The organism is Brevundimonas albigilva (assembly GCF_023573565.1).
GTDB classification, from domain to species: domain Bacteria; phylum Pseudomonadota; class Alphaproteobacteria; order Caulobacterales; family Caulobacteraceae; genus Brevundimonas; species Brevundimonas albigilva.
Genome location: NZ_CP097649.1, coordinates 1,172,102 through 1,185,465, shown reverse-complemented (window position 1 = coordinate 1,185,465; position 13,364 = coordinate 1,172,102). Strand labels below are relative to the sequence as shown.

General features: G+C 71.5%; 9 protein-coding genes. 3 read left to right on the top strand and 6 right to left on the bottom strand.

From position 1 onward, the window contains the following. Positions 1-8: 8 nt before the first annotated feature. Together ubiM and M8231_RS05840 are read right to left on the bottom strand one after the other, a co-directional pair. On the bottom strand, positions 9-1,190 hold the full coding sequence (gene ubiM, locus M8231_RS05845) for a 5-demethoxyubiquinol-8 5-hydroxylase UbiM (RefSeq protein WP_250202438.1): 1,182 nt from the start codon (positions 1,188-1,190) through the stop codon (positions 9-11). A gap of 61 nt (positions 1,191-1,251) precedes the next feature. Beyond that, positions 1,252-2,184 (bottom strand): glycerophosphodiester phosphodiesterase family protein, encoded by a 933-nt coding sequence (locus tag M8231_RS05840; RefSeq protein ID WP_250202437.1) that lies wholly within the window; start codon positions 2,182-2,184, stop codon positions 1,252-1,254. Between the two features lie 128 nt (positions 2,185-2,312). Between M8231_RS05840 and plsY the strand changes: the two genes are divergently transcribed. Then, positions 2,313-2,951, top strand: coding sequence for a glycerol-3-phosphate 1-O-acyltransferase PlsY (plsY, locus tag M8231_RS05835; protein ID WP_249750815.1), 639 nt, complete (start codon positions 2,313-2,315; stop codon positions 2,949-2,951). Continuing rightward, complete coding sequence (gene dprA, locus M8231_RS05830) at positions 2,948-4,021, top strand: DNA-processing protein DprA (protein WP_249750816.1); 1,074 nt, start codon at positions 2,948-2,950, stop codon at positions 4,019-4,021. The genes plsY and dprA overlap by 4 nt, the downstream gene beginning before the upstream one ends. 1 nt (position 4,022) lies before the next feature. On the opposite strand, the gene M8231_RS05825 is transcribed toward dprA, so the two are convergent. Then, complete coding sequence (locus M8231_RS05825) at positions 4,023-4,178, bottom strand: hypothetical protein (protein ID WP_249750817.1); 156 nt, start codon at positions 4,176-4,178, stop codon at positions 4,023-4,025. A gap of 177 nt (positions 4,179-4,355) precedes the next feature. On the opposite strand from M8231_RS05825, the gene topA reads away from it, so the two are divergent. Continuing rightward, positions 4,356-6,971, top strand: coding sequence for a type I DNA topoisomerase (topA, locus tag M8231_RS05820; protein ID WP_250202436.1), 2,616 nt, complete (start codon positions 4,356-4,358; stop codon positions 6,969-6,971). On the opposite strand, the gene nagE is transcribed toward topA, so the two are convergent. The 3 genes from nagE to M8231_RS05805 are packed head-to-tail and all read right to left on the bottom strand — an operon-like array spanning position 6,968 to position 13,271. Beyond that, complete coding sequence (gene nagE / locus M8231_RS05815; RefSeq protein WP_249750818.1) at positions 6,968-8,644, bottom strand: N-acetylglucosamine-specific PTS transporter subunit IIBC; 1,677 nt, start codon at positions 8,642-8,644, stop codon at positions 6,968-6,970. The two genes, topA and nagE, sit on opposite strands and share 4 nt — an antisense overlap. After that, the gene (ptsP, locus tag M8231_RS05810; RefSeq protein WP_250202435.1) at positions 8,641-11,160 is read right to left on the bottom strand and encodes a phosphoenolpyruvate--protein phosphotransferase; all 2,520 of its coding nucleotides are present in this window, start codon (positions 11,158-11,160) and stop codon (positions 8,641-8,643) included. The genes nagE and ptsP overlap by 4 nt, the downstream gene beginning before the upstream one ends. Beyond that, positions 11,157-13,271, bottom strand: coding sequence for a beta-N-acetylhexosaminidase (locus tag M8231_RS05805; protein WP_249750820.1), 2,115 nt, complete (start codon positions 13,269-13,271; stop codon positions 11,157-11,159). The genes ptsP and M8231_RS05805 overlap by 4 nt, the downstream gene beginning before the upstream one ends. Between the last annotated feature and the right edge of the window lie 93 nt (positions 13,272-13,364).

The following is a 13,364-nucleotide window of genomic DNA, read 5'->3' as shown; positions in this document are numbered from 1 at the left end:
ACGGCGGCCTAAGCCGTCAGCGTCCGTTTCACAACCGCCTTGAACGGCCCGTTCGCCTGACCGGCCCTGAGCGCCAGGCCGCGCGCCAGCCGGGCGGGCGGCGTCTCTTCGGTGAACAGCCGCACCAGGGCGTTGGTCCCCTGATACAGGGGCCAGCTGGCCAGCCGGTGTTCGTGCTGATAGCGGGCCAGCAGCCGCTCAGACCCAATGTCGCCGCCGCGCGCAGACCGCACGACCTTGGCCAGGGTCTCCTGCCCCCGTAGGCCCAGGTTGAAGCCGTGGGCCGTCACCGGATGCATCCCCACGGCCGCATCGCCGATCAGCGCGAACCCCGGGCCCGCGAACCGATGGCTCCAGGTCGTGGCCAGAGGATAGGCGTGACGCGTCCCGACCAGCGCCAGCCCGCTCAGCCGCCCCTTCAGCCGCCGCTCCATCTCGGCCGAGAAGGCCTCGGGCGACATCCCCATCAGGTCCGCCACGGCCGGCGTCGCCAGCGTCAGCACCACCGACGACACCCGCTGGTCCGGGTCGGCGACGGGCAGCAGGGCGACGGTCTGGCCGTGGTCGAACCATTCGGTCGCCACATGGCCGTGCGGCTGGTCGTGGCGTATCCGGCACACCATCATCGACCGGCCCAGCCGGTTGATCCCGGCCCCCACGCCCAGCTGGTCGCGCGTGAAAGAAAAGCGCGAATCCGCCGCGACCACCAGCCTGGCGCGGATCGTCGTTCCGTCGTCCAGCGTCAGCCGGCCGCGCGGGGCGGCGGTCTGGACACGGCAGGCCGCCACCCGCCGCCCCGCCATCAGGGTCGCGCCCGCCTGGCCCTCGACGACTTCGAACAGGGCGCGCCGGATCAGGTGATTCGGGATCAGCACCCCCAGCCGGTCCGCGTTCCTCGCCCCGAACGTCAGGGCGAAGGCCGAGCCGCCGTCCAGCACCCGCGCCTGGCGCAGGTTGGAGATGTGATCCGCCGGAATCCGATCCCAGGCGCCCATCGTCTTCAACAGACGCATCGAATGATGGGTCAGGGCGATCTCGCGCCCGTCGAAGGCGGGCTCGCGCAGCGCCGCCTCGTCCTGTCCCTCGATCAGGGCGACCGACAGCCCCGCCCCCGCCAGGCACCGCACGAAGGCCAGGCCGGCCGGCCCGGCGCCGACCACGGCGATGTCGAAGTCTGAAATCTGGCTCATGGCCCGCTTGTGCGCCATCCGATCATCGCCGGCCTTGATCGAGCGCAAGTCGGCGCGGCGGTCAGCGCGGGCGGGGACAGGTCGCCGCCTTGGCCACCTGGGGCGCCAGCACCCCCTTCACCGCCAGCGGCGTGTCGGTGGCGATCACGCTCACGCCCTGGAGGAACAGGTCGCGATATTCCGACACGTCCCCGTCGGCCGCATAGCGGTCGTCGCGGCGCACGCCTTCCGCGCCCAGGGTGCCGAACTGCACCTCGACGCCCGCGTCCCGCAGCGATCGCCACAGCGCCGGCCGCTCCTCGCGCGTCCCGGTCCAGGCCAGGATCTGCGCCGGGTTCAGCCCCGCCAGATCCTCGGTCCCGTTCAGGCCCGCCGAGATCATCATCTCCGGCGCCATGGCCGCCACCGCCCGAGCGTCGGCGTCGGTGTAGGTGATCAGGATCACCCGATCCTGCGCCCGCGAGCGCCGGACCTGGTCGATCACCGCCCGCGCCAGATCCACCGTGCTGTCGCCGTCCGCCGGCTTCAGGTCGATGCTGGCGATGGCGCCGACCCGTCCGGCCGCGTCCAGCGCTTCGTCCAGGGTCGGCGGCGACGCGTCGGTCAGGGCGCCGTTCGACGCCTTCAGCCGGGCGGCCTTGACCTGCGCCAGCGTCAGATCCGCGACCCGGCCCCGGCCTGTCGTCGTCCGCTCCATCGTCTCGTCGTGCATCAGCACCAGCTGGCCGTCCCGGGTCAGCACGGCGTCGATCTCCAGGATCGCATTGGGGATCGCCCGTCCCGTCGCCTCGATCGCGGCGATGGAATTCTCCGGTTGATCCATCGCCGAAACCGCCCGGTGCGCCGAGATCGCCACGCCTCCGTTCCGGACGCAGTCGAAATAGGCCGCCAACGCCGGACCCGGTTCGGGCGCGCGCGAAGTGGGCGCGGCGCCCACGCAACCGCTCGTGGACAGAAGCAGGGCCACGGCGGCGGCCATCCGGATTCGGGTCATCGAGGTCTCCAGCGAAACGCGCCGGACCAGACGGCGCCCGCATCGCCGGGTCAAGAGGTCGGATCGCCCTTGCTCCGCGCCGCCGGCCGACGCATTTTGCCGCGACAGGACAAGGGGAGCGAATCAACGTGCAGGATCTGGTCGCGCCGACCGTGGCGACGCTCGCCCTCGTGGCGCTGGGCGGCTACCTGCTGGGCTCCATACCGTTCGGCGTGGTCATCACCCGCGCGGCCGGCGCCGGAGACGTGCGCAACATCGGCTCGGGCAATATCGGCGCGACCAACGTCCTGCGCACCGGCCGCAAGGACCTGGCGCTGGCCACCCTGCTGCTGGACGCCGGCAAGGGCGTCGCCGCCCTGCTGATCGCCCGTCACCTGTTCGACAGCGAACTGGCCGGCGCCGTCGCCGGCGGCGCGGCCTTCCTGGGTCACCTTTTCCCCATCTGGCTGAGGTTCAAGGGCGGCAAGGGCGTGGCCACCTTCTACGGCCTGCTGCTGGCGGCCGCCTGGCCGCTGGGCCTGATGGCGGGGGCCGTGTGGCTGATCTGCGCCTTCCTGTTCCGCTATTCGTCGCTGGCGGCCCTGATCTCCTCGGCGACGGCGCCGTTCCTGGCCCTGCTTCCGCTGGCGGCGGTCGGCCTGCCGGTCTCGGCGCCGATCCTGGCGCTGGCCGTCTTCGCCGCCGTGCTGATCTGGATCCGGCACCACGAGAACATCGCCCGGCTGCTGAAGGGCCAGGAACCGCGCATCGGGGCGAAGAAGGCGTGACCCTGTCGGCGGCCGAGCGGTTCGCACGGCTGCGGCTGGCCCGCACCGACCGCATCGGTCCCGTCGCCTTCGCCCAGCTTCTGGGCCGCTATGGTTCGGCCGTCCGCGCGCTGGGGGCCCTGCCCGACCTGGTTCGCAAGTCCGGAGCCGCCTCCATTCCCCCGCCACCCGAAACCGTTGAGCGCGAACTGGCGGCCGGAGATCGCATCGGCGCCCGACTTCTGGTGCTGGGCGATCCCGACTATCCGGAGAGGCTGGCGGCGCTCGATCCTGCCCCGCCCGTCCTGTGGACGCGCGGCCGAACGGAACTCCTGGCCCGCCCCTGCGTCGCCGTCGTCGGCGCCCGCATCGCGTCGGCCGGCGGTCAGCGCATCGCGCGAGGCCTGGCCGATCAGCTGGGCCAGGCCGGCCATGTCGTCGTCTCGGGCTTGGCGCGCGGCATCGACGCCGCCGCCCACGAGGGGGCCCTGTCGACCGGGACCGTGGCCGTCCTGGGCGGAGGGGTGGACGACATCTATCCGCCCGAACACGCCGACCTCTACGCCCGCGTGGTCGACCGGGGCTGCGTCGTTTCCGAAAGCCCGATCGGCGCCCGCGCCCAGGCGCGCGACTTCCCCCGCCGCAACCGCATCATCTCGGGCCTGTCGCGCGGCGTGGTGGTGGTCGAGGCCGAGATTCGGTCCGGTTCGCTGATCACCGCGCGCCTGGCCGCCGAACAGGGCCGCGACGTCTTCGCCGTGCCGGGCTCGCCGCTGGATCCCCGGGCCCGCGGCCCCAACGAACTGCTGCGCCAGGGCGCCATCCTGTGCGAAGGAATCGAGGACATCGAACGCGCCTTCACCACCCTGCGCGGGCTTAGCGAGCCCCCGGCGCCCTCGCTTATCTACGAAGGCGATCTGGACGACGGCCTGCTGGAACGGGTCGCCGCCCTCCTGTCGCCCACGCCGACGCCGCGCGACGAGATCGCCCGCGCCCTGGACCTGCCGGTCGCCCAGGTCGCCGCCGCCCTGCTGGAACTCAGCCTGGCCGGCCGGGCGGAACTGCTGCCGGGCGGTCTGGCGTCGCTGTAGGTCAGGCCGGCGGGGCGCCCGCGACCTGGGCCACCTGCTCCAGCATCGCCGCCAGGCGCCCGTCCCCGTCGTCGCGGGCCATGCGCGCCATCTCCAGCGCCATCGCGCCGATATATTCCCGTGTGGGGAAGGGCGCCGCCTCGATATCGGAACGCACAGGGGTCGTCGGTGTCGGTGTCCGTCGCGCCGCGTTCATAATCGCCTCCGTTGCAAACCAACAATCTAGACGCGCTTTGTTAAAACACAACTACCTTAGGGTGTAACGCGCGGGAAGCGATTGACAGCAGCGCTCGCGCCAACCACGTTCGCGCCCCTTCCCGAGACTGACCCCATCATGAACCTCGTCATCGTCGAGAGCCCCGCCAAGGCCAAGACCATCAACAAGTATCTCGGCGCGGACTATGAGGTCCTGGCGTCCTACGGCCACGTGCGCGATCTGCCGTCCAAGGACGGCTCCGTCCTGCCGGACGACGACTTCTCGATGCACTGGGAGGCCGACGCCAAGGGCGCCAAGCGCCTGTCCGAAATCGCCGAGGCGGCCAAGCGCGCCGACCGCGTGATCCTGGCCACCGACCCCGACCGCGAAGGCGAGGCGATCAGCTGGCACGTCCTGGAAGTGCTGAACAAGAAGAAGGCGCTGAAGGACACCCACGTCGAACGCGTCACCTTCAACGCCATCACCAAGTCCGCCGTGCTGGAGGCGATGGCCAATCCGCGCCAGCTGGATATGGAGCTGGTCGAGGCCTATCTGGCCCGTCGCGCGCTGGACTATCTGGTCGGCTTCACCCTGTCGCCGGTCCTGTGGCGCAAGCTGCCGGGCGCCCGCTCGGCCGGCCGCGTCCAGTCGGTCGCGCTGCGCATCGTCGTCGATCGCGAGATGGAGATCGAGAAGTTCAAGCCTCAGGAATACTGGTCCATCGAGGCCGATCTGAACGCCGACAGCCCGCCCTTCACCGCCCGCCTGGTCAAGCACGCCGGCAAGCGCGTCCAGCGCTTGGACATCAAGGACGAGGCGACCGCCAAAGCCGCCCGCGCCGCCATCCAGGCCGGCGACTTCACCATCAATTCGATCGAGAAGAAGCCGGTCCGGCGCAATCCGGCCCCGCCCTTCACCACCTCGACCCTGCAGCAGGAAGCCGCGCGCAAGCTGGGCTTCACCGCCCAGCGCACCATGCAGGCGGCCCAGAAGCTGTATGAGGGCGTCGACGAGACCGGCGGCCTGATCACCTATATGCGGACCGACGGCGTCTCGGTCAGCCCCGAGGGCCTGGCCCAGGCGCGTGAGGTCATCGGCAAGGAATACGGCCCCGCCTACGTTCCCTCGGAACCGCGCTATTACAAGGTGAAGGCCAAGAACGCTCAGGAAGCGCACGAAGCGATCCGGCCGACCAACATCGCCCGCCACCCCGATTCCGTGCGCCTCGATTCCGATCTGCAGCGCCTCTACGAACTAATCTGGAAGCGCATGGTAGCCTCCCAGATGGAGGCGGCGCGCCTGGACCGCACCACGGTCGAGATCGAGACCTCCGACGGCCAGACGGGCCTGCGCGCCACCGGCCAGGTGGTCACCTTCGACGGCTTCCTGGCCGTCTATGAGGAAGGCCGCGACGAGAAGCAGAAGGGGGCGGAAGGCGACGAGGGCGAAGACGACGCCCGCCGCCTGCCGGCGCTGAAGGAAGGCGCGCGCGCCAAGGTCGACGCCATCCGCACCGACCAGCATTTCACCGAACCGCCCCCGCGCTATTCGGAAGCCACTCTGGTCAAGAAGCTGGAAGAGCTGGGCATCGGCCGCCCCTCGACCTACGCCTCGACCCTGTCGACCCTGCGCGACCGCGAATATGTCCGCGTCGACAAAAACCGCTTCTACCCCGAGGACAAGGGCCGCCTGGTCACGGCCTTCCTGGAGCAGTTCTTCAGGAAGTGGGTCGAATACGACTTCACCGCCGCCCTGGAGACCCAGCTGGACGAGGTGTCGGCCGGCGACCTGAACTGGAAGGTGCTGCTGCGCAACTTCTGGCAGGACTTCCACGCCGCGACCCAGGCCGCCGGGGAACTGCGCACCACCGCCATCCTGGACGCCCTGAACGAAAGCCTGGGCGCCCATATCTTCCCGGACAAGGGCGACGGCTCTGACCCGCGCGAATGCCCCCTGTGCCACCAGGGCCAGCTCAGCCTGAAGACCAGCCGCTTCGGCGCCTTCATCGGCTGTTCGCGCTATCCCGACTGCAAATACACCCGCCCGGTCGCCAGCCCGTCGGCCGAGGACGGTTCGGCCGAGAGCGGCGACCGCGAACTGGGAATCGACCCGGCGACGGGCCAGCCGGTGCAGCTGAAGATCGGCCGCTTCGGCCCCTATGTCGAAATCACGCCGCCGGATGGCGAAAAGCCGAAACGCTCGTCCCTGCCCAAGGGCTGGTCCCCCGCCTCGCTGACACTGGACCAGGCGCTGCGTCTGCTGGCCCTGCCGCGCGAGGTCGGGGTCCACCCCGAGGACGGCAAGCCGATCACGGCCGGCCTGGGCCGCTACGGGCCGTTCGTCCTACACGCCGGCACATACGCCAACGTCTCGGACATCGAGGAGGTGTTCGAGGTCGGCCTGAACCGCGCCGTGGCCCTGCTGGCCGAAAAGCGCGCCGGCCGGGCCGGTCGCGGCGCCGCGGCGGCCCCGCTCAAGGACCTGGGCGCCCATCCCGAGACGGGCGAGCCGATCCACGTCATGGCCGGCCGCTTCGGCCCCTATGTGAAGTCCGGCAAGATCAACGCCACTTTGCCCAAGGGCGCGGCGCCGGAAGACCTGACGCTGGAAGACGCCCTGCCGCTACTCGCAGCCAAGGCCGCCGCCGCGCCCAAGAAGAAGGCCCCCGCCAAGAAGGCGGCCGCGCCCAAGAAGGCGCCGGCCAAGAAGGCCGCGACGGCCAAGAAGGCGGCCCCGAAGAAGGCTGAGGACTAACCCCGCAGGATCTGCAGCCGGTTCGCGCCGGAGCGGACAAAGCCGTGGCGCGCCTCCGCCGCCAGCGCCGCCTCGTCCACGGCCTGGGGCCGCGCCAGGGTGACGCACAGCCGCCCGGCCTTGGTCTCGGCCGCCGTGACATTGGACCGTCCGCCCAAGGCCCGCGTAAGGCGCTCCGACAGGGCCACCTCGGTCGCGCGCGGCGGCGTCGCGGCGGTCGCGGCCAGAGCGGCTCCGCCCATGTGGTCGCGCATCTCCTGGGCCACGGCGTCGGCGATGGGGCCCAGCACCACCTGCAGGCTGCCCGGCGCCGGGGCGATCACGCCGCGTGCGCCCAACCGCTTCAGCGCCGCCTCGTCCACCGCCTCGCGTTGGGCAATCCCCAGCCTCAGCCGCGTGGTGCAGGCCGCCACCGCCGTCAGATTGCCCGCCCCGCCCAGGGCGACGACGAAATCCTCGCCCCGCCCCCCGGCGGCCTTCGGGGCCGCCGACGCCTCGACCGGCTCGTCCTCGCGACCGGGGGTCTTCAGGTTCAGCACCCGGATGAACAGTCGAAACAGGCCGTAATAGAGGCTGAAATAGACCAGGCCGACGGGGATCAGCAGCCACGGCCGCGTCGACTTGCCGAAGTTCAGCACATAGTCGAACAGCCCCGCCGAAAAGGTGAAGCCCAGCCGCACCCCCAGCAGGTCCATCACCACCATGGCTGCGCCCGTCAGCACCGCATGGATGGCGTAGAGCACCGGCGCCAGGAACATGAAGGTGAACTCGATCGGCTCGGTCACCCCGGTCAGGAAGGCGGTCAGGGCCAGGGACGCCAGCATGCCGCCGACGGCCTTCCTGCGCTCGGGCCGGGCGGCGTGATACATGGCCAGGCAGGCGGCCGGCAGGCCGAACATCATCACCGGGAAGAAGCCGCTCATGAAGACGCCCGCCGTCGGGTCGCCGGCGAAGAAGCGGTTCAGGTCGCCCGTTGCCCCTTGATAGTCGCCGACGATGAACCAGGCGACATTGTTCAGGATGTGATGCAGGCCGGTGATGATCAGCAGACGGTTCAGCAGGCCATAGACGAACAGGCCGATCTCGCCCGATCCGACGACCGCCCGGCTGAACACGTCGATGGCGTGGTCGATGGCGGTGAACGACAGCCCCACGATCGCCGCCAGCGCCAGCGCCGCCAGCCCAGAGGCGATCGGCACGAACCGCCGCCCGCCGAAGAAGGCCAGGTAGTCGGGCAGCTTCAAGGTCGAGAAGCGATTGTAGAAGTCGCCCGCGATCAGGCCCGAGACGATGCCGATCGGCACCCCCAGGCGCGCCATCGCCTGATCCTTGAACGCGGTCCCGGCCGCCCCGAGCGCGTCGCCCGTCAGCCCGGCCGTGATCTCCTGCGGCACGGTCAGCAGCACCTTGGACGCCTCGACCGCGATCAGATAGCCGACCACGCCCGCCAGGCCCGCCGCGCCGTTGTTGTCGCGCGCCAGGCCCACAGCCACGCCCACGGCGAACAGCAGGCCCAGGTTGGAGAACACCGCCTGCCCCGCCGCCGAGATGAAGGCGATGTCCAAAAGGTCCGGCTGGCCCAGCCGCAGAAGCAGCCCCGCGATGGGCAGCACGGCGATGGGCAGCATCAGGGCGCGGCCCAGCGGCTGCAGGCTGGACAGACCGATCTTCATGCCACGGCTCCCACGGCGCGGGGTTGGAGAAGCGCGGCCAGCCGCTCGCCGGCCAGGGCGCGCACCGCCTCGGCGCCGTCCTGCGCCAGGGCCTCGGCGGCCAGCGCGCGGCAGTCGTCCAGGGTCAGGCCGCGCACCACAGCCTTGACCTCCGCGACCATCGACGGCGTCGCCGACAGTTCGCGCACGCCCAGGCCGATCAGGATGGGAACGGCCGTCAGGTCCGACGCCAGTCCGCCGCAGACGCCGATCCATTTCAGCGCGCCCGCCCCTTCCACCGACCGGGCGATCAGGCGCAGCACGGCGGGATGCAGCCCGTCTAGCTGCGCCGCCAGCCCCGCGTTCTGGCGATCCATCGCCAGGGCGTATTGCGTCAGGTCATTGGTGCCGAAGGAGATGAAGTCGATGGCCGGGGCCAGCCGGTCCGTGGTCATGGCGGCCGCCGGGGTCTCGATCATCACCCCCAGCAGGGGCGCCGCGCCGCCGGTCTCGGCGACCGCGACGTCCAGCATGGCGCGCGCCTGTCGCACCTCGGCGACCGAGGCGATCATCGGCAGCATCACCGCGACCGCGCCTCTGGATCGCACGCGGCAGATCGCCCGCAGCTGGGTTAGCAGGATGTCGGGCCGGTGCAGGCCGGACCGCACGCCGCGCAGGCCCAGCGCTGGGTTCTCCTCGGGCGGGGTCGGCAGATAGGGCAAGGGCTTGTCGCCGCCCGCGTCCAGCGTGCGCACGATCAGGGGCCGCCCGTCCAGGGCGTCGGCGATGGCCTGATACTCGGCCAGTTGCTCGTCCTCGTCGGGCGCCGTCTCGCGCTCCAGGAACAGGAATTCGGTCCGCAGCAGGCCGCAGCCCTCGGCGCCGCCCGCGACGGCCGGCGCGGCTTCAGCCGCGTCGCCCAGATTGGCGAACACCTCGATGCGGACCCCGTCGGCCGTGCGGCAGTCCTCGCCCGCCAGGGCGCGGGCGTCGGCGCGTCGACGCTCTCGCGCGGCCGCGGCGCTCTGGGCGCGGGCCTGCCGCGCAGCGGACGGGGCGGCGATCATCTGGCGGCCGTCGGCGTCCAGCACCACCAGAACGCCGTCCTCGACCCGCTCCAGCCCGTCGCCCACCGCGACCAGGGCCGGCACGCCCATGGCCGCGGCCAGGATGGCGACGTGCGATGTCGGCCCGCCGCGCACCGTGCAGATCCCCGCCAGCCGCGCGGCGTCCAGCGCCATCAGCTGCGACGGCAACAGGTCGTCGGCCACCACGATCGAACCCGGCCCGATGGCGACGGGCGCCGGCGCCGCTTCGCCCGACAGCGCGATCAGCACCTGGCGTTCCAGGTCCAGCAGGTCGTCGGCCCGCTCGGCCATGCGTGGATCGTCCATGGCGCGGAACAGGGCCGCGCCCGCCCGCGTCGCCTCGCGCCAGGCGAAGCCGGCCCCGCGCCCCTCCGCCACATGGCGCTCGGCCGTCTCGATCAGGCCGGGATCGTCCAGGAAAGCCAGGTGGGCGGCCAGGATGGCGCGGCGATGCGCCCCGCCCCCGGCCGCGGCCCGCTCGATCTGGGAACGCACGGCGGACAAGGCCTGATGCAGCGCCGTCGTCTCGGCCGCCACGCCCCGGCCGGCCTCGGCCACGACGATCTCGCTCTGGCGCAAGCGCACGGCCCGACCGACGACCAGGCCCGGCGCCGCCGTGACCCCGCTCAGGATCAGTTCGCCATCCTCGCCGATGATGGGCGCGGCCTTCACCGACGCGACGACCGTCGCCGTGTGGCCCTGCCCCTCTTCCAGACCCGACAGGATCAACGCCCGCACCGCCTCCAGCGCCTCAGCCGCCTGACGCCCCGACGCCTCCAGCTTCAGTTCGTCGCCGTCCCGGACGCCCAACCCCATCAGGGCGACCAGACTGGCCGCGTCGGCCCGGCGCTCGCCCAGCCTCAAGGTCACCCGTGCATCGAAACCCTTGGCGCAGGCCGCAATCCGGGCCGCGGGGCGCGCGTGCAGGCCATGCGGCAGCGGCGCCCTGACCATCGTCGTCAACGTCTCGCCCTGGCCCTGCACGGCCGCGCCGTCCTCGATCACGACGGTCAGGATCGCCTCCCCCGCCCTGACGCTGCGCCCCGGATCGATCGCCGTCGCCGCGCCGCCGCCGACCACGATCACCGGCGACAGCAGGCTTTTCGCCCCGTCGGCGATGACGTCCAGATCCAGCGTCAGCAGCGGATCGCCCGCCTTCACTTTCGCGCCCTCGGCTGCATGGACCGTGAATCCGGCCCCGTTCAGCGCCACCGTCTCCAGCCCGACATGAATCAGCACCTCAACGCCCTCGGCCGAGCGCACCGTCACCGCGTGGCGACTGGCCGGCAGGCCGACGACGACCCCGTCGAACGGCGCGCGCACCACGGGCTCGGTGGGATCGATCGCGACCCCGTCGCCCACCAAGCCCTCGGCGAAGGCGGCGTCGGGAACCTCGCCCAGCGGCGCCAGCCAGCCCGCCATGGGCGCATGGACGACGACGGATGTCACTGCGCGCCTCCGATCCGCACCCAATCGACGCCCCACATCGGGTCCAGCCCCTGCTGGGCGAAGCGCAGGCACAGGTCGGTTCGCCCGTCCCTCGCCGGCAGGTCGCCGCTCAGAACCGTCACGCCCGGATCGGCCGAGGCCGCCTTCAGCGGCAGCACCAGCGCCGGCTGGCCGTCGCAGGCCTTGCCGACGAACACCTTCAGCTCGCCCTCGGGCGTGGCCGGCGTCGCCAGCCGGATGTTGTCCCTGGCCGCCCCGATCTGGAAGTTGAAGGGGACTTGCCCCACCGCGACCTCGATCCGCTTGCCGCCGCTCAGGTCGGCGCCTTCATAGGTCCAGCACGGGTTCATGATGTCCATCATGAAGACAGAACGGTCACCGCTCACCGGCGCGTCGTCGATCAGCGACAGCACCAGCCCGTCCGAGCAGGTCGTCAGCTGGTGGCTGTAGCGCCGCTCGCCCTCGCCCGGAACGGGCGGCGCGGGCTCCAGCCCGCTTGTCGCATAGTCGATGCCCAGCGTCCGATAGCGCGCCAACTGCGGCTCCAGCCGCGCCCGGAACGCGTCCCAGTCCATCCGGTCGTGCGCGGTCCAGGCCACCTCGGCCAGGGCCGCCACGCGCGGGAAGGCCATGTATTCGACCCGGTCCTCGGTGCGCATGTGCTCGGTGAAGATGTTGGCCTGGACGCCGATCACCCGCTGCGCCTGTTCCGGCGTCAGTTCGTCCGGCGTCGGATCGAAGCGATAGACGTCCTCCAGCGAGGAGACGATCTTGCGCCCCGGCGCGCCGTCGGTCGGGCTCTGGCGATAGTCGAAATACAGCACCGGCCCCGGCGTCATCACCGCGTCGTGGCCCAGCCGCGCCGCCTCGATCGCGCCGTCCACGCCGCGCCACGACATGACGGTGGCGTTCGGCGCCAGCCCGCCCTCGAGGATCTCGTCCCAGCCGATCAGCCGTCGACCGCGCGCGTTCAGATGCTTCTCAAGCCGCCCGATGAACCTGCTCTGCAGTTCTTCCTCGTTCGCCAGGCCCAGCTCGCGCATCCGCGCCTGCGTCCGGGGCGAGGCCTTCCACTGGTCCTTGACCGCCTCGTCGCCGCCGACGTGGACGTATTCGCCGGGGAACAGGTCCATCACCTCGTCGAACACCTGCTCGAAGAAGGCGATGGTGGACTCCTCGGTGTTGAACAGGGTCGGATAGACGCCCCAGTCGGCCGGCACCGCAGGCACGGCCGCGCCCGGCGCATCGGTCACGCCCAGCTCGGGATAGGCGGCCACGGCCGCGCTGGCGTGGCCCGGCACGTCGACCTCGGGCACGATGGTGATGTTTCGCGCGGCCGCATAGGCCACGATGTCGCGCACCGTCTCCTGGGTGTAGAAGCCGCCGTACAGCCGCGGCTGCCCGGTCGCCGGATCGAGGTCGGCGTGCGGCCCGGCTCCGGCCTCGACCCGCCAGGCCCCGACCTCGGTCAGGCGCGGATGCCGCTTGATCTCCAGCCGCCAGGCCTGGTCGTCGGTCAGGTGCCAGTGAAAGACGTTCAGCTTGTGCAGCGCCATCCAGTCGATGAAGCCCTTGATGAACTCGGGCGACTGAAAGTGCCGCGCCGAGTCCAGCATCAGGCCGCGCCAGCCGAAGCGCGGCGCGTCCTCGATGGCGACGGCGGCGATGCGCGCCGGGCCCTGCCCCGCCTCGGCCGTGGCCAGCTGCCACAGGCTGATCCCGCCATACAGGAAGCCGCCGAAACCGCCGGCGGTGATGGTCGCGCCCTGGTCGGTGACCGACAGGCCGTAGGCGTCCTGCGCCTTGTCCGCGCGCCGAAGGGCGATGACGCCGGCGCCGGCCACGCCCTCGCGCACGGCCAGGTCCAGCCCGCGCGTGCGCTTCATCAGATCGGCGAAATAGGTCGCGGCGCGTCGCGCCTCCGCATCACCCGCCGGGACGGACAGCACCGTCGCATTCTCCAGCGTGAAGACGCCGCTCCCCGCCCGCACGCTCTGCGGCTCCGGGATGATCGGCGCTTGCGTCTGGGCCTGCGTCTGAGCGTGGGCCGGCGCCAGGCCGACGCACAGGGCCAGCAGGGCGGCCGCGGTCGTGCGGACGATCGGCGTCATAGGGGATCTCGCTGAAGGAAAGAGCGCGCGGAGCCGAAGCCCCGCGCCAGTTCGGCCTCAGGAGAAGGCCAAGGGGAAACATCCGTCGAAGCG

Coding starts and splice junctions, on each gene's coding strand:
- M8231_RS05805 (WP_249750820.1), bottom strand. CDS start 13,271: ATGACGCCGATCGTCCGCACGACCGCGGCCGCCCTGCTGGCCCTGTGC.
- ubiM (WP_250202438.1), bottom strand. CDS start 1,190: ATGAGCCAGATTTCAGACTTCGACATCGCCGTGGTCGGCGCCGGGCCG.
- M8231_RS05840 (WP_250202437.1), bottom strand. CDS start 2,184: ATGACCCGAATCCGGATGGCCGCCGCCGTGGCCCTGCTTCTGTCCACG.
- nagE (WP_249750818.1), bottom strand. CDS start 8,644: ATGAAGATCGGTCTGTCCAGCCTGCAGCCGCTGGGCCGCGCCCTGATG.
- topA (WP_250202436.1), top strand. CDS start 4,356: ATGAACCTCGTCATCGTCGAGAGCCCCGCCAAGGCCAAGACCATCAAC.